Origin of the sequence: Tardiphaga sp. 285_C5_N1_2 (assembly GCF_052076065.1) — a bacterium.
Taxonomy (GTDB): Bacteria; Pseudomonadota; Alphaproteobacteria; order Rhizobiales; family Xanthobacteraceae; genus Tardiphaga; species Tardiphaga robiniae.
Map to the genome: position 1 here is coordinate 3,581,091 of NZ_CP197241.1, position 14,759 is coordinate 3,595,849.

The 14,759-nt window shown below is 62.7% G+C and carries 20 protein-coding genes and 1 pseudogene; 6 read left to right on the forward strand and 15 right to left on the reverse strand.

Annotated elements, in window-relative coordinates; translation table 11 throughout:
- Positions 1 to 113 precede the first annotated feature (113 nt).
- Positions 114 to 319 (reverse strand): annotated as a pseudogene (locus AB7951_RS17135) (phage major capsid protein); the annotation flags it as partial.
- A 106-nt stretch (positions 320 to 425) separates the two neighbouring features.
- Here AB7951_RS17135 and AB7951_RS17140 point away from each other — a divergent pair.
- Entirely contained in the window at positions 426 to 755 is a 330-nt protein-coding gene (locus tag AB7951_RS17140; RefSeq protein WP_439089608.1) for a hypothetical protein, read from the forward strand.
- 50 nt (positions 756 to 805) lie between these two features.
- Here AB7951_RS17140 and AB7951_RS17145 read toward each other — a convergent pair whose 3' ends face one another.
- On the reverse strand, positions 806 to 2,062 hold the full coding sequence (locus AB7951_RS17145) for a phage major capsid protein (protein ID WP_439089607.1): 1,257 nt from the start codon (positions 2,060 to 2,062) through the stop codon (positions 806 to 808).
- Between the two features lie 209 nt (positions 2,063 to 2,271).
- Here AB7951_RS17145 and AB7951_RS17150 point away from each other — a divergent pair, with 209 nt between their 5' ends.
- The 3 genes from AB7951_RS17150 to AB7951_RS17160 all read left to right on the forward strand — a co-directional run bounded on the left by AB7951_RS17150 (position 2,272) and on the right by AB7951_RS17160 (position 4,326).
- Complete coding sequence (locus AB7951_RS17150; RefSeq protein WP_439089606.1) at positions 2,272 to 2,766, forward strand: hypothetical protein; 495 nt, start codon at positions 2,272 to 2,274, stop codon at positions 2,764 to 2,766.
- Between the two features lie 112 nt (positions 2,767 to 2,878).
- Positions 2,879 to 3,952 (forward strand): DUF4917 family protein, encoded by a 1,074-nt coding sequence (locus AB7951_RS17155; RefSeq protein WP_439089605.1) that lies wholly within the window; start codon positions 2,879 to 2,881, stop codon positions 3,950 to 3,952.
- 230 nt (positions 3,953 to 4,182) lie between these two features.
- Positions 4,183 to 4,326 (forward strand): hypothetical protein, encoded by a 144-nt coding sequence (locus tag AB7951_RS17160; RefSeq protein WP_439066387.1) that lies wholly within the window; start codon positions 4,183 to 4,185, stop codon positions 4,324 to 4,326.
- Between the two features lie 6 nt (positions 4,327 to 4,332).
- Here the strand turns inward: AB7951_RS17160 and AB7951_RS17165 are convergent, their stop codons facing one another.
- Positions 4,333 to 4,599, reverse strand: coding sequence for a hypothetical protein (locus AB7951_RS17165; protein ID WP_439089604.1), 267 nt, complete (start codon positions 4,597 to 4,599; stop codon positions 4,333 to 4,335).
- A gap of 193 nt (positions 4,600 to 4,792) precedes the next feature.
- On the opposite strand from AB7951_RS17165, the gene AB7951_RS17170 reads away from it, so the two are divergent.
- Positions 4,793 to 5,704, forward strand: coding sequence for a hypothetical protein (locus tag AB7951_RS17170; protein ID WP_120290836.1), 912 nt, complete (start codon positions 4,793 to 4,795; stop codon positions 5,702 to 5,704).
- Between the two features lie 28 nt (positions 5,705 to 5,732).
- On the opposite strand, the gene AB7951_RS17175 is transcribed toward AB7951_RS17170, so the two are convergent.
- From AB7951_RS17175 to AB7951_RS17185, 3 genes are all read right to left on the reverse strand, one after another.
- A complete protein-coding gene (locus tag AB7951_RS17175) occupies positions 5,733 to 6,449 on the reverse strand; it encodes an HK97 family phage prohead protease (protein ID WP_439089602.1) in 717 nt (238 codons plus the stop codon).
- A 237-nt stretch (positions 6,450 to 6,686) separates the two neighbouring features.
- Positions 6,687 to 6,869 carry a hypothetical protein gene (locus tag AB7951_RS17180; RefSeq protein WP_441255940.1) on the reverse strand — a complete coding sequence of 61 codons (183 nt, stop codon included), beginning with the start codon at positions 6,867 to 6,869 and terminating at the stop codon, positions 6,687 to 6,689.
- Between the two features lie 12 nt (positions 6,870 to 6,881).
- Positions 6,882 to 7,097 (reverse strand): hypothetical protein, encoded by a 216-nt coding sequence (locus tag AB7951_RS17185; protein ID WP_089267037.1) that lies wholly within the window; start codon positions 7,095 to 7,097, stop codon positions 6,882 to 6,884.
- A gap of 192 nt (positions 7,098 to 7,289) precedes the next feature.
- Between AB7951_RS17185 and AB7951_RS17190 the strand changes: the two genes are divergently transcribed.
- Positions 7,290 to 8,300 (forward strand): tetratricopeptide repeat protein, encoded by a 1,011-nt coding sequence (locus AB7951_RS17190; RefSeq protein WP_441255941.1) that lies wholly within the window; start codon positions 7,290 to 7,292, stop codon positions 8,298 to 8,300.
- A gap of 50 nt (positions 8,301 to 8,350) precedes the next feature.
- Here AB7951_RS17190 and AB7951_RS17195 read toward each other — a convergent pair whose 3' ends face one another.
- The 9 genes from AB7951_RS17195 to AB7951_RS17235 all read right to left on the reverse strand — a co-directional run bounded on the left by AB7951_RS17195 (position 8,351) and on the right by AB7951_RS17235 (position 14,747).
- Positions 8,351 to 8,500 carry a hypothetical protein gene (locus AB7951_RS17195; RefSeq protein WP_441255942.1) on the reverse strand — a complete coding sequence of 50 codons (150 nt, stop codon included), beginning with the start codon at positions 8,498 to 8,500 and terminating at the stop codon, positions 8,351 to 8,353.
- A 12-nt stretch (positions 8,501 to 8,512) separates the two neighbouring features.
- The gene (locus AB7951_RS17200; protein ID WP_441255943.1) at positions 8,513 to 9,067 is read right to left on the reverse strand and encodes a hypothetical protein; all 555 of its coding nucleotides are present in this window, start codon (positions 9,065 to 9,067) and stop codon (positions 8,513 to 8,515) included.
- Between the two features lie 5 nt (positions 9,068 to 9,072).
- On the reverse strand, positions 9,073 to 9,330 hold the full coding sequence (locus AB7951_RS17205; protein WP_441255944.1) for a hypothetical protein: 258 nt from the start codon (positions 9,328 to 9,330) through the stop codon (positions 9,073 to 9,075).
- A gap of 76 nt (positions 9,331 to 9,406) precedes the next feature.
- Positions 9,407 to 10,087 (reverse strand): metallophosphoesterase, encoded by a 681-nt coding sequence (locus AB7951_RS17210; RefSeq protein ID WP_441255945.1) that lies wholly within the window; start codon positions 10,085 to 10,087, stop codon positions 9,407 to 9,409.
- 172 nt (positions 10,088 to 10,259) lie between these two features.
- Positions 10,260 to 11,090 carry an outer membrane protein gene (locus AB7951_RS17215; RefSeq protein ID WP_231077348.1) on the reverse strand — a complete coding sequence of 277 codons (831 nt, stop codon included), beginning with the start codon at positions 11,088 to 11,090 and terminating at the stop codon, positions 10,260 to 10,262.
- Positions 11,091 to 11,297: 207 nt separating this feature from the next.
- Positions 11,298 to 12,503 carry a phage portal protein gene (locus AB7951_RS17220; protein WP_441255946.1) on the reverse strand — a complete coding sequence of 402 codons (1,206 nt, stop codon included), beginning with the start codon at positions 12,501 to 12,503 and terminating at the stop codon, positions 11,298 to 11,300.
- A 36-nt stretch (positions 12,504 to 12,539) separates the two neighbouring features.
- Positions 12,540 to 13,811: a terminase large subunit domain-containing protein gene (locus AB7951_RS17225; protein WP_120291188.1), complete on the reverse strand. Its 1,272-nt coding sequence runs from the start codon at positions 13,809 to 13,811 to the stop codon at positions 12,540 to 12,542.
- Positions 13,780 to 14,505, reverse strand: coding sequence for a hypothetical protein (locus AB7951_RS17230; protein ID WP_147421689.1), 726 nt, complete (start codon positions 14,503 to 14,505; stop codon positions 13,780 to 13,782). The genes AB7951_RS17225 and AB7951_RS17230 overlap by 32 nt, the downstream gene beginning before the upstream one ends.
- 74 nt (positions 14,506 to 14,579) lie before the next feature.
- Entirely contained in the window at positions 14,580 to 14,747 is a 168-nt protein-coding gene (locus AB7951_RS17235) for a hypothetical protein (RefSeq protein WP_176454703.1), read from the reverse strand.
- Positions 14,748 to 14,759: the final 12 nt, after the last annotated feature.

The window sequence follows — 14,759 nt, forward strand, 5'->3', positions numbered from 1 at the left end:
TTTCTACTCACGCAAACTGGGAGTGTAGATAGAAGATTGAGGCCATTAGATTGAGCCCCTGTCATCGCGAAGGCAAAAAAGAGTAATTTCATGAGCTCGACGCCGAACCTCGATTAACTCACCGCAAACTTCAACACCTTGATCGCATCGAAGTCCTGCACCCCGCCCCCGACCCGCTTGGTCGTGTAGAACAGCACATAGGGTTGGCGCTGGTGGGGTCGCGCAGCACCCGCACACCCTGGCGGTCCACGATCAAATAGCCCCTGCAAAAATCGCCGAAGGCGACGGAGAGGGAGCCCGCCGCGACGTCCGGCATGTCTGCGACGCCGCGCACGTCAGATCAGCCTCACACAAGCTCTTTCTGGCAACATGCATCGCACAACCGTCGCCATCGCTCTCGCGCAGTGACGCGCCGATCAGAAGGAATGCCCGTCGTGCTGCGCCAGCTCGCCTTCGCCTGCATCGCTGCTGCTGTGACGCTGCCGGCGGCAGCCGCCGATCTCTCGGGCACTCCGCGCTATGGCCAAGGTCAGGTGGTAGAGCCGGCACCGCTTGTTGGCGGCGGGCGTTTCCTTGCCGTCGAATCCCCGCCATTCGACAAGGTCACCACTTATTCGTCCCCGGTCGGAGCTCCAATTCAGGTTTACCGCTATTTCGGTCCGCCGCAGGTTTCCTATTACTATAGCCACTATGGTGTGCCGCCGGAGCTGCTTGTTGGCCGCCAGCAATTTGGCTGCAACTACCGCTATTGCTGAACCAGGCAATGGCGGGCGACGATACATCGCCCGCGCCAACCGTCCGTCTCTCAGCTCACCGCAAACTTCAGCAGCTTGATCGCATCGAAGTCCTGCACCCCGCCCCCGACCCGCTTGGTGGTGTAGAACAGCACATAGGGCTTGGCGCTGTAGGGATCGCGCAGCACGCGAACGCCCTGGCGGTCCACGATCAGATAGCCGCGGCGGAAGTCGCCGAAGGCGATGGAAAGCGAGCCGGCGGCGACATCCGGCATATCCTCGGCTTCGAGCAGAGGAAAGCCGATGAGGCTTGATTTGCCGCCGGCCACCGCCGGAGGCTGCCACAGATAGACGCCGGTCGAATCCTTGAATTTGCGGACGGAGCTTTGCGTCTTCCGGTTCATCACGAAAGTCGCATTCTGGCGATAGCCGGAGCGCAGCGCGTAAATGAGATCCACCAGCACGTCCGATGGATTCTCGCTCGGGAATGCGCTGGCCGCGCCGCTCGGCACATAGCCGATATTGCCCCAGCTCCAGGACGCGTTGGCAATTGTCGAGTAGGCAAGGAAGCCTTTCGGCTTGTTATTGCCGTCGCCGTTCACGAAGGCCGCCCCCTCCTGCATCGCGAAGACGAGTTCGACCTCGCCGGCCAGCCACTCGTCGATATTGACGGCGGAATCCTCAAGCAAGGTCGCAGTGGCCGCCGGCATGGCGTAGAGCTCCATCGCCGGGAATGCCAGTTCGTCGAGCACAGGCGACGTCGTCTGCGACCGTGCCGCCGTTTCACCGACCCAGCCGGTGGCCGGCCCCGCGGTTATGAACGGCTTGCGATAGATGCCGCCGGAGATCGAACGCGACGACGAGAGCGAGCGCATCGGCGACAAATCCTTGAGCCTCGCTCCAATCTCCGTCTCGGTTTCCTCCGGCACCAGATAGCCACCATCGGCATTGGAGCCGACCGACATCGCCTTCGTCTCGATGGCGCGCAGGGCCCCACTCTCACCATCGCGAATATAGGCATCGAAGGCCGACTTGTGTTCGGAAGGTTGGGGGCGCGCGGCGCTGTCCGCAGCAAGTGCGGGCCGCGCGCCCTTCAGGGAAAGCAGATCGAGACGTTGCTGATGCGCGTCGAGGGCGGCGTCGATGCGCGCCACCTTCTCCTCGACGAGAACATCGCCTGATCGTTTCTCGATACTGGCGAGGCGCGCATCGTTCTCGGACTTGAAGTCTTCGAAGGTGCGCATCATCGCGTCATAGACGTCCTGCGCATCGCCGGAGGGAATGCCGGCCTTGATTTCGAGCGCGCTCTGGTTGTGGTCGAAGGTCATTCGCTTCTCCTGGTAAGACATGGGTGAAGGAGCGGTACGGCGATGCCGTAACGCGTTGTAAAAACTGAGTTTTGGGTCGTGTTTGCCGCCGCGTCGGGTTGACCGCCCGGCCACAATGTTCTTATTTTGTTCTTATGTCGTCAGAGGGCCAAAACAGACGTTTCCCGCCGCCTTGGCGGGTCCAGAGCGACAACGCCGATAGCTTGCGCGTGGTCGATGCCAACGGCATCACGGTCGCCTGGGTCTACAGCCGCGACGATCTGCAGAAGTACAGTTTCGGCCACGACAAGCTGACATCCGACGAAGCCCGGCGCATCGCCAAAGGCATCGCGCGGCTGCCGGAATTTCTGATGAAGCGGCATGGCTTTTTTCCGCGTGGCTCGGGCCATTATCGATGGCGTCCCGACCGCCCCTATCATGTCGCGCTCGAAGACACCTATGTGCGCGAGAACTGGTTCGACATCGACGAAATCTGCAAGCTGAACGGCATCCCCTTCAATCCCACCGGGGAGCGGATCGGTGGTGGCGGCCGATGGCGTGTGTTCGATTTCACATGGCAGATGGACGCCATTCTGTTCTGGAATCACTTTCAGGCACGATGGCTGCACGGCAACGACTTTCACTATCCGGACAAGCCGGCAGACTTGCCGCAACTGAAACTGCCGCCGATGTATCGGTTCAACAAGCCACGGCCGGAGCGATAACGCTAAGAAACGAAGTGCGACTTCCCTACTCATTGCCACCGCTATTTTTCCCGCTAAGGTTGCTTTCATTTAGAAGACGTTGATTGATCAAGGCTGCTGTCATTGGGACAAAATGAGCAAAATTCTTACGTTCGATGAGGCAATCGCAGATAGTGCCTCCTGCGCTAAACGTCACCTACTGCTCGGAAATGGATTCAGCATCGGATGTCGGGCCGATATCTTTCACTATGCTTCTTTGTACGCTGAAGCCGACTTTTCGAAAATTCCTGAAGCAAAAGCAGTATTCGAAGCACTTGATACAAAAGACTTCGAGGTCGCAATTAAGGCGCTCGAAAGTTCATCGAAGCTACTGCCAATATATGCACCTATAGATGCAACCACTGTGAAAAAGATGCGGGCCCATGCCAATGCTCTTAAAGATGTCCTTGTCACTACAATCGCAGGTAACCATCCAGATCTACCCAGCAGCATTGCAGAAGAGAAATTTTGGGCGTGCCGTAAATTCTTGAACAACTTTCTCGGGCCAGAGAACGACGGACAAGTCTACACCTTGAACTATGATCTACTGCTGTATTGGACCTTGATGCATGAGGACATGCCATTCGACGAAAACTTCAATCTCGCGAAAAACGATGGTTTTGGAAACGACGAAGACGACCCCAACGCTGACTACGTCGTCTGGCAAGGCGAAACGGCCTCACACAGTGCCAGAGTTCATTTTCTCCATGGCGCCCTTCATCTATTCGATGCTGGCTCCGAACTTAAGAAGTATACTTGGATACGAAACGGCACTCCCCTCATAGTCCAAGCGCGCGACGCGATGAATGCAAACGCATTTCCTCTGTTCGTCGCCGAAGGAACGAGCGTTCAGAAAAAAGACAAGATCCGTCACAACGCCTATTTGTACCAATGCTTCAAGCAATTTACGGCTAACGCTGCCGTTGGAACTCACTGCTTTTTCATCTTCGGTCACTCTCTGGCAGAGAACGACGATCACATCCTTACGCGCCTTGGAAGAGGACGATTTAAGAAGCTATATGTCGGCCTATTTGGCGATCCAGCGTCTCCTTACAACGAGGAAATAGCTAAACGCGCACGGGGACTTTCTGCATTACGACAAGATAGATACCCACTGGAAGTCATATTCTACGACTCAGCAACTGCCAGTGTTTGGGCAACGTCGTAAATTCGCTAGTGTTCTCTCCGCTCGCCTTGCGCCCGCGCTTTATGACGGGCGCCGGTGCATCCGCGGCGCCGTTCATGTCGGTGAGGACGCGCACCGCGGAGGCCGCAAAACTTGCTCTGAGCGACGTCGAATTTGATCTGGAACAGTGAACCCGCGGGCGGGGTATGGTGTTATCGCCCGGTATGATGACAGGGCACGGAGCCGACGCGATGCAACACGCTCAACCACCGATGACGAAATACGAGCAGTTCCTGCAGCAGGCGCAAGAACAGATGCTCGCCTTCGAGCGGCGCGAAAGCGAATTCCGCAAGCGCGAGCGTGAGGAGCGCGCGGCGCAATTGCACCTGCCGATTTCGCGCGACGAGTTGCACTAGGTCCTTTCAGATTTCCGGCGAAACGCGACACCGGCGCTCACGGCGCCGAGCGCCTGCTTGCGATCGGCGCTGCTGCGCATCGAGCGCCCGGTTGATGCGATCGACCTTCTCCTCCAGCAGCACGTCGCCGCGCCCGCGCTCGATCCGCGCGATGCGCTCGTCATTGGCGGACTTGAATTCCTCGAACGTGTTGCGCAGTTCGTCGTAGTCCTCGCGCGGCAGCGCAAAGGCCGCCTTGTGCTCGGGCGCAGCGTCGGTGATGTCGTAGGTCATGGTGTGGTTTCCGTGGGGGTTCGTGAACGTTGGAGGAAATCGGGCACGCGAACGCGCCGCGCGCGGCGCTGATTGGCGATGATCGAGGTCACTTGTCTCGGACACGGCGGAACTGTGCGGAATGGCACAGACCCGCCTCCCCCGCTCTGCCTAGGCTGCTGCAAGCGGGGATTCGCCCCGCCGGGGGAACGACATGCGCAACATCACCATGACTGGAATGCTCGCCGGCCTGGTCGCGGCCGGAGCCGCGCAAGCGGCCGATGTGACCGTCAAGGCGCCGCGGCTGCCGCCGGCCGAGACCTCGTGGGTGCCGCACTCCGGCTTCTTCGTCGGCATCGGCGGCAGCGCCAATACGCTCGATTTCGGCACCCAGAATGTCTATGCGGTGGGGACGTCGAACGTCTTCACCAACGGCGTGCTGACCTCCTCGGGATCGGCCGCCGGCCCGGCGACGCTGTATCCGGACGACCGTGCGCAGATCGCCTTCTCGGCGCAGGGCGGCTACTTCTCCCGTTTCTCCGGCAGCGACTGGCTGTGGGGCGCCAAGTTCGGCTACAGCTATCTCGGCGCCAGTTCCAACATCCGCGCGGCGCTGCTGCCGCAGGTGGGATCGTTCACGCCGACCGGCACGAGCACGGTGGTGCCGTTCACCGGCAACGCGCTGGTGCAGTCCTACCAGATTCATATCGATCACCAGATGACGTTCGTGCCCTTCATCGGCCATGCGTTCGACCGCGGCTTCGTCTATCTCGGCGCCGGCCCGACACTGACCCGGGTCCGCACCGACCTCAACGGCCTGATCGGCTTCGCCGACCTCAACGGCAACCGCACCGACGTCTCCGGCGCGCCGATCAACCTGACCAGCAAGAGCTGGGTGCTCGGCGGCGCCGCCATGGTCGGCGCCACCTACTTCCTCGATCCGACCTGGTTCGTGGATGTGAACTACATGTTCGCCATGACCGAAAACAACACCGCGAACTATGCGAGCCCGTTCACCAATCCGAATGGCACCGGCGGCACCACCAACCAGGGCACCATGGTCGGCACCGCCGCCGCGCGGACCCAGACCCAGGCGATCACGGCGACGATCAACAAACTGTTCTGAGCGCGCATCGCGGCGCGGCGCGTTGTCCTCAGCGCCCGGCGAACCGGGCGTGGGCGGCGACGCCGTGCAGCGCGCGTTTGCGATCGGCGCGGGCCCGCAGCGAACAGGCCTGGACAGGTCCGCCCGCTTTGCGCCCACGCCGGATGACCAGCGCCGGTGCATCCGCGGCGCCGCTCAAATCGGTGCGATATGAGTCGATGACGTGTTGGCCGGTGAGCTGGGTCCAGTCGCGCTCGGCCTGACCGCGCAGGCGCGAGCGCGGCGCGTCCTTCACGGCGCTCACCCGCGCGCCGTGCAGCAGCGGGAACGTGACGATGGACACTTCCCAGAGATCGATCTGATAGAGTTTGCGCACCCGCGTCTTCGGCTCGATCTGACCGCGCTGGGTGCGATAGCCGATCGACAATCCGTCCACCGCGCCGGCCTGCAGCAGCGCCAGCAATTCGCGGGCGCGCGTCACATCGGGGATCAGCCGGCCCCGCGCCCATAATCCACGCAGGTCTTCCTTCATCTCGAGCCAGACGCCGACGGGCTCCGAGGGATCGTGCTGGAAAAGCATCGGGATCTTGCGGAGACCGCGCTGCTTCAGCGTCTGCGTGAAAGCGCCGGGCATCACCATGTCGCGCGCCTGGTCGATCTCGCCGAACAGCGAGGCATAGCCCTCGATCACGCCGTCCGGCGTGAGTGCGAGGCGCGCGGGGGATGGCTGGGGGGATGGCCAGGGAGATGGCAACGGGGCATGCATCGGCGGCCTCGCAACATGCGGGGGAATGGGACGGCAACGATCACGGACAGCAGTGTCCCCTCTCCCCCGCGCGTGGCGCAGCCACGCGAAGGCGGGAGAGGGTCAGGGAGAGGGGGCGCTACAAGCACCGGAGCCTGCGGCTCCCTCTCCCGTCTCGAATGCACGATGTGCATTCGATCCACCCTCTCCCGCGGCGCACGGCTGCGCCGTGCTGGAGGAGAGGGGAAGAAAAACGAACTACACTTTTACGCGCCGCGGCGGCTTCCGTCGCGCTGCCGGCTTCACCCGCTGCCTCGAAGCTAGCGCCTTGCGTTGCAACTGGTCGAGATGCGCCAGAAATTCTTTGAAAACACTCAGATGATCCTTGCCCGCTTTCGTCTCCGGGCGGATCGAACGCATCACGTCGTGCAGACTGTCCATGGATGATCCCTTTCAGATGTCGTCGGTGTCGTCGCGCATGCGGTGGCGGCGATGTGCACGGCGGTTGAAGCGCGCGAGCTGCCGCACGAATTCGTCGAAGCGGCGCGAGGCGCCGGCGAGTTCGCGCAGCGCGAACAGGGCCGCGGCACTGGCGACGCTCGCCCACAGAAACAAAGCGAGATGCGCGAGGTCGCCGCGCTCGGTGAAAATGCGGATCAGGTCATCCATGGCGATTGTACTTCCATCTTGCGCGCACCCGCCGCCGCGTTCGCGCGCCGTCGAACCTTTCAGCCGCGGGCGCCGACCAAGCAGCAACGCCGTCCCGGCTCCCTCGCCATCCGAGCACGACACATGCACCCGAACGCACGATCAGGCCTGTCCTTGCGCCTATCCTTGCGCCTGCCGTTTTGCAGCACGCTGATGGCAATGGCGCTGGCCGCCAGTGCCGCCGCAACGCCGACTTATGCCACTGCTGCCACACTGGCCGGCCCTGGCGGCGATTATGCCATTTGCCTGAAAGGCCGCGGCACGAAGGCGATGGCCGCCTGCGACCGCGCCATCGGGCTCGACTATTACCGCGGCGGCGATCTGGCGGCGCTGCATCGCAGCCGCTCGCTCTTGCATGAGACCTATAGCGAAACGGATGCAGCCATCGCCGACGCCGACGCCGCCATCCGACTCGAGCCGGACGACGCATCGGGCTACGCCATGCGTGGCCACCTCTGGCAGGTCATGAAAGTGTATGACCGGGCCATCGCCGATTTCAGCGCCGCCATTCGGCTGCGGCCCGACGATGCAGACTTCTACAAGGACCGCGGCAGCATCTGGTTCGACACCGCCAAGCCCGACCAGGCCATTGCCGATTTCGATGCCGCGATCCGCCTCGCGCCGGACGATGCCTCCGCCCATGAGAGCCGCGCCCGGGCCTGGAAAGACAAGCACGATCTCGACCGCGCCATCGCCGATTACAGCGAAGCGATCCGTCTCGATCCCACCAATGCCGTGACAGTCTATTGGCGCGGCCGCACCTTTGACGACAAGGGCGACAGGGACCGCGCCATCGCCGATTTCGAGACAGCGATACGGATCAGCCCGGACTATCCCAGCGCCTATAACAGCCGCGGCGTCATCCACTACATGCGGAACGATCTCGACCGCGCCATCGCCGATTTCGGCATGGCCATCAAACTCGCCCCCGAGTCCGAGCTCTATCTGTTCAACCGCGGCGCGGCCCTGATCGACAAGCACGAGCCGCTGCGCGCCATCGCCGATTTCGATGCCGTGCTGACGCATACGCCCGACAATGCCAAGGCGCTGTATTACCGCGGCGTGCAGAAACGCTTGACCGGCGATGCCGAAGGCGCACTCAACGATATAGCCGAGGCGACCCGGATCGATCCCGACTGGGTCAAGGCGCAAACCACGCACTAGACGCCTTTGCGTGGCGCCGTGACGCGCGGCGCGATGCGCATCGGCCATCTCTAGCGATCGCGGTGGACGTCCCAGTAATTGGTCACGCCCTCGTCGTGGTTCCTGCCGCTGGGCGGCGCCCGCGGCGTGTGCAGAAATGCGCGATACAGAACGGCGAGAATTCCGATCAGTAGCAGCAGCGGCAAGACCCAGTCCGGCATTGGCGTATCTCCTCAGGCTTCTGGCCGACATCCAAACAGCAGCTCCATCGGCTGGCCGTCGAGATCGCGCAGATCGTAAGCGGCGCCGAGCGTCACCAGCGCATGATGCAGCAGGCCGAACGGATCGGCGGGAATCCCGAGGCCGAGCTGTTGCTGCAGCAGCGGGCGATTGGTTTCGATGGCCGGATCGTTATCGATGGCGTCCGCGTCCAGGTCAGCGCCCTCGTCATCCAGCATTGCGCGCATCGCGGCCACATCACCGTCGCAGGCCGATGCGATCTGTTCCCACCAGGGATGTTCGACAACGAGTTCGAGGAATTCCTGCAGGCTGGCCGCGACGATGCCGGCCTGCCCTTCGCTCGTCAGGTGCAGCACATGTTTGATATCGCCGACCAGCGCAAAGATGCCGCCCGATCCGTTCTGGCCGACAACCTCGAATGGCTGCAGCGCGGTGACATCGATCCAGACCGGACCGTGGGATTGATTGTCCGTGACCGTGAATTCGAACGGCCACAACATATCGCGCAGCGCCTGGCTGGCGCCGAGCATCGCCGATGTCACAGTCATGGCGATCACTCTGTCGGCGTCGCCGCCGCGCGGCGCAGGCGCCAGAACCACACCAGCAGCAACCCACCAGCACCGATGCCGACAAAACCACCGATCACCAACGCCTGCACGCGCTCAGTGCCGGATGACGACAGTGCCATGACCACGCCGACCCCGAGGCAGGTCGCTCCCACGGCTTCCTCGACCCACGGCCATCGCGCTGTCACCCAGCCCCAGACGAGCTCGGCAAAGAATTCGACGACGGTTTCGATGATCGAGGACATGGCAGTGTGCCGGTTCAGTTGCGTTACCCGGTTAGGCGTCGCGGCGCGGCCTTTGGTTCAAGAGGTCATATCCGCCTCAAGGCGCCGGCAGCGCGGTGATCTCGATCAACTCCACCGGCCCGCCCGGCAGCGCGTCATCGAACACGCCGATCACCAGTCGACCGGTTTTCCAGGCATAGGTGTCAAGATTGCTGCGGCCCTGTTTCAGCAGCGGCCCATCGGCATGGCGGTCATGGCCATGCACCACATGGCGCGCGCCCTCGCCTGCATCATGGCCGGACGCGTCATCATCCGCATAGCGCTTGGTCATCAGCAATACGGGGTCCTGCTGCGCCAGCGGCAGCGCGGGCTCGACGCCGGCATGCACATAAATGCGATGCGCATCCATGTGCCACAGCGGCCGGCCATCGAGCCAGTCGATGTCATGCACCGGCACATCGGCGACGTCGCCGCCATAGGAGGCGAGCGCCGTATCGCCGCCTTTCGTCATCCAGTTTGCTATCGCCACGTCGCCGCGCAGCGCGGCGACCATCAGCGCATCGTGATTGCCCTTGAGCATCGCCAGCCGCAGGCCAGGTGCCCCCCCTGCCCGCAGCCGCGCAATGACGCGGCGCGAGTCCGGGCCCTTGTCGACATAGTCGCCGAGCACAATGAGCGTGGCGTTTTCACCAGCCCGATGCGTCTCGATCCGCAGCAGTGCAGCATCGAGCAAATCGCGTCGGCCGTGCAGATCAGGAATGACGTAGGTGCGGGGCATCGCGCAATCATATCCCAACCGGCGCGATCTCTCCACCGGCGCAACTGGGCAGCGGTGATACGTCCCGTTCTCTGTCATTCATGTGACATGAGCCGCACGCTCCGTGCATTGCCACAGAAAAAGCCCGGCAAAAGGCCGGGCTCTTAAGTTTTCGGGAGAAGATTTCAGGCGATCAGTAGCGCGCAACCACCGGGCTGCCGAACTTGTAGTTCAAGCCGACGCGGACGGTATGGAATGTGAAATCCTGCGAGATGTTCTCGCGGTAGTTGAAGCCCGGCGGAGCGAAGGTGCTGCCCGGAATATAGGTCGAGTTATAGGAGATGCTGCCGAGGTCGGTGTAGAGATATTCGAGCTTCACCGTCCAGTTCGGCTGGAAGGCATGCTCGACGCCAGCGCCGACCGTCCAGCCGACCTTGGTTTCGCTGCCCGAGCCGGTCTTGTTGTAGCCATTGCTCGACAGCAGCGTCCAGCTGCCCTGCACATCGCCGACCGCCAGACCGCCAGTGGCGTACCACAGCGTATTGTTCACCGCGTAACCCAAGCGCGGACGCACAGTGGCGAACCAGTCGCTCTTGGTGGTCTCCGTGAAATTGCGGGTGATGAAGCCACCATTGAGGCCCGACAAGGCAATCGTCTTGCTCATGCCGGACGCGTTGATATCGGCCTCGAGGCCAAACACCCAGCTGCCGACCTGATAGTTGTAGCCGACCTGCCCACCGCCGACCACGCCCTGCGGGCTGTAGCGCTGGTTGCTGAGGCCGATCAGTTCGTTGCGGAAAGCAGGCGATTCAATGGCCCAGCTGCTGGTCGGATCGAGAACCGTATCGGCTCCGCTGCGACCGAAGCCGTAGCCGACATTGCCGCCGATATACCAGCCGGTCCAGCTGTAAACGGGATCGACCATCACCGGCGCTTTCGTGTATGGGCGCGGCGCCATATCAGCGGCCCATGCAGAGGTTGCGCTCAAGGCGAGAACCGAAGCTGCCAGAATGATCTTGTTCACGAGAATCTCCCAAGTCTGTCGTCTTATTATGTCAGCGATCCTAGGCCGCCCACGGCCCGAATGCTGTCACGCGACGGCAACACCCACGGCCAAACTCAACCCCTGATTGTGAACAAATGCGCAATACACTCCAGTACTGTTCGCGTCTGTCCATAACGTCGGGCGGGTCCGTCCGCACCGCTTGGAGAACGCGTTGCAGTCAGGCCCCTATCCCAGCCGGTCCCCGCCCTCCACCGGGGCGTAGCCTACCGCTTCGCGTTTCTCGTTCAGCGTCAGGAAGTCCGCGCTGCTGACGCGCTGCCATAGCGCGGTGCGATCGGCGGCGAGCGCATCCACGCGGTCGGTATCGATGTCGATGCGGATGCCGTCACCGAACGCAGGCGCCAGCCATTGCGCCAGCGCGTTGCCGGTGCGCGCCGCCAGCGGCAGCACGGTCTGGCGGAAGAACACGCGATTGGCTTCCTGGAAATTCGCGAATGTATTGTCGCCGGGGATCCCCAGCAGCATCGGCGGCACGCCGAAAGCCAGCGCGATCTCACGCGCGGCATTGTGCTTGGCGTCGAGGAAATCCATGTCCTTCGGCGTCAGCGACATCGCCTTCCAGTCGAGCCCGCCTTCCAGCAGCAGCGGCCGCCCGGCATTGGCGGCGCCCTGATAATTGCCCTCGAGTTCGCGCTTGAGGCGATCGAATTGCGGCTCGGACAGCACCGATCCCTCCGGTCCCGCATAGACCAGCGCCCCCGACGGCCGCGCCGCATTGTCGAGCAGCGCCTTGTTCCATTTCGACGACGCGTTGTGAGTGTCGAGCGCAGTCGCGGCCGCGTCGATCGGCGCCAGACCATAGTGATCGTCGAGCGGATGAAAGAAGGTCAGATGCAGGATCGGCGGCACGCTGGACGCCTGCTGATCGAAGCGGACGCTGCGTCCGCCGACGCTGTAGTCATAGGCCTCGGCCCAGCCATCGCTGCCGGGCACGACTTTCATGCGATCCGGCCGCAACGCGTAGAGTTCACGGACCTCGTGCTGCCGCACCTCGTGCTGCCGCACCTGCGTGTCGAGCGTCACGGCTTCGACATAGGCATTGCCGGCGAGCAGCAGATGCGCATAGAGCGTCTCGAAGAACACGCCGCCATCCTGCCGTGGATTCGGTCGCGTCAATAATTGCGCAAGGGGATGCGCCTCGCGTTCCTGTGCGCCATCGAACACCAGAAAGCTGCATGCCGCGGCATTCTCCGCAATCAGCCTGACAGCGCGATGCACGATGGCATTGGAGAGATAACCTTCGCGGGCCAGTGCCGCAAAATCCTTCGGCGTCCAGCGCGCCCGCCCGCCGCTCTCGAATGCGAGCACGCGCGCGGTGCGCGACGCCTTCACTTCCGGCGCCGCCAGATAGGCTTTCAAGCGATCGAACATGATATGATCCAATTCAACTGTGCACGGGACACGAGGTCACAACACCCTGATCCTTGGCCCATCCCCGCGCGGCACCAGCGCCAGCGAGGCAACCGCCCAGACCATGGCATCCAGCCGATCCGGCGAGTGCCCCGACGACAGCCCCGAACTTGCGAAGTCGCACATCTCGTCTTCCAGCGCGGCAAAACTACCGGCATGTTTCACGCGGCCCTGCTCGTACAGGGTCGCCACCGGCTCGGCGCGCAGCCATTTGCCGCGCAAGGCGCGGACGGGCGTCACCGGCACGGTGTGATCGACTTCGTTGATCACGCTGCGCACCATCTCACCGCCCTGGTTGACTTCCACCACCAGCGCGTCGGCCTCCAGCTTGCGCCACAGCGCGATGGCCTTGTTGGCCCAGGCTGTCGGCGTCACTGACGATACGGTGTCATCGGCCATCACATAAACGATGCCATCCTCGGCGATCCCCGCTGCGACGATGCCGCAGGCATCCGCACGTTTGCCGGACGACACCGGCGGATCGACCGCCACGACGATGCGTCGTAGCGGCGGTACCTCGCGCACGCGGCATTGTTCGAGCAGCGCGCGCGACCACAATGCATCGGGCCGGTCCTCGATGATCTCGCCGTCCAGTTCCTGCCGTCCCAACCGCGTGCCAGCATAGCGATCCATCACGCTCTGCAGAAACGTCGGCGCGAGGTTGAACGCATTCACTACGGTTGCGGCGCGCGTCGTCACCGTCGTCCGATCGCCCATCAGGCGCTTCAGCAGCGCCGTCGGCCGCGGCGTCGTGGTGATCATCTGCCGCGGCCGGTGGCCCAGCCGCAGCCCGAATTGCAGCATGTCGAACGTGGCTTCGGCATAGCGCCACTTCGCCATCTCGTCGGACCATGCGCAGGAGAATTGCGGGCCGCGCAGGCTCTCGGGGTCCTCCGCGGAAAACACCTGAGCGACCGCGCCGTTGCTCCATTCCAGCCGCTTGCGCGAAGGCATCCAGACCGGGCGCTCGTGATCCGGATGCACACTGAGCAGCCCGGACACTCCCTCGATCATCACTTCACGCACGTCGTGTTCGGTTTCGCCAACAAGCGCAATGCGACGGGCTTTTTCGTGCGCCAGTGGCGCCTGACCGAGCGCCTGCGCACGCACCCATTCGGCACCGGCGCGTGTCTTGCCTGCGCCTCGTCCGCCAATCATGAGCCATGTCAGCCACGGCGCACCATTCGGCGCGATGTCAGGCGGCACCTGATGCCCATGCGCGAAGACATTCCAGCACTCACTCAGGAAGCCTCTCTCGCCCCGCGTCATTCCCGTCGACAGGAATTGGCGGTCGCCCGCCAGGCCGTCTTGCAAGACGTTCAGCAATGCGTCGACGGAGTTCGTCGAGGTCTCGGGGGCGGTCGTCATCTTCGGCGGGCCTCTGTTCGTTGCCGCCCTGCACTTTCTTCAGTTCGGTCAATGTGCGCGCCAGGGAAGCCAGCGTGCGGGCGCGGCGCTCGGCCTCTGTGCGCAACGCTTCATTCAAGCGCCGGCGGCCAACGATCTTCTGGATCGAATCGAGTTCGCGTTCGATGGCATGGGTAACGCGATCGGTCAGCGGCGCGTCAGGCGGCAAATCATTGAACCGATCGACGGCCGTTCGCCGTCTTGCACGCGGAGCGCTGGACCGCTTCTTGGTAACAGCTTTCATTGCGGCCGGTCGCTTCTTGATTTGAGTTCGAGGTATATCAACTTCAGCAGCGGATGCTGGTTTCGGCCTCCCCGGTCCGGCGAAGATTGTCGTTGCCGCAATCGTCCTCTTCCGGGCCGCCACGCTGGCCCGGATTTTTTCAGCGGCTGCTTCCATGGTGGCCGGGTCAACGGCGCTCCATGTTTTCTGTGAATTCTTTACTTTCGAGTTCTTGGAGCTCTTCTTCGCCGCCCTTGGTTTCCGCGCGGCCTTCACAACGACAGAAGCCCGCGCCGGCTTTCTCGCCGGGCGGGTTATTGGCTTTCTGACCATGTTGGGAACTCGTTGCTGTTGTCAGTCGATCGTGCCGGACGGACGGAAACTGACCGGCGAATCGCCGAAACCGATCACGTCCTGAAGAACACAAACCAGACCACGCCGAGGATCAACACAGCGAGGCCGAGGCTGATCGCCAAAAGCGCGAGGATCGACGGGCCCGGTTCGGCCTGGCGTGCCTCCGTCGCGGATTCGACGATCTGCTCTTTTTGCTTGGTTGCCGAATTCCTGATTATCATGGCACCCTCGTT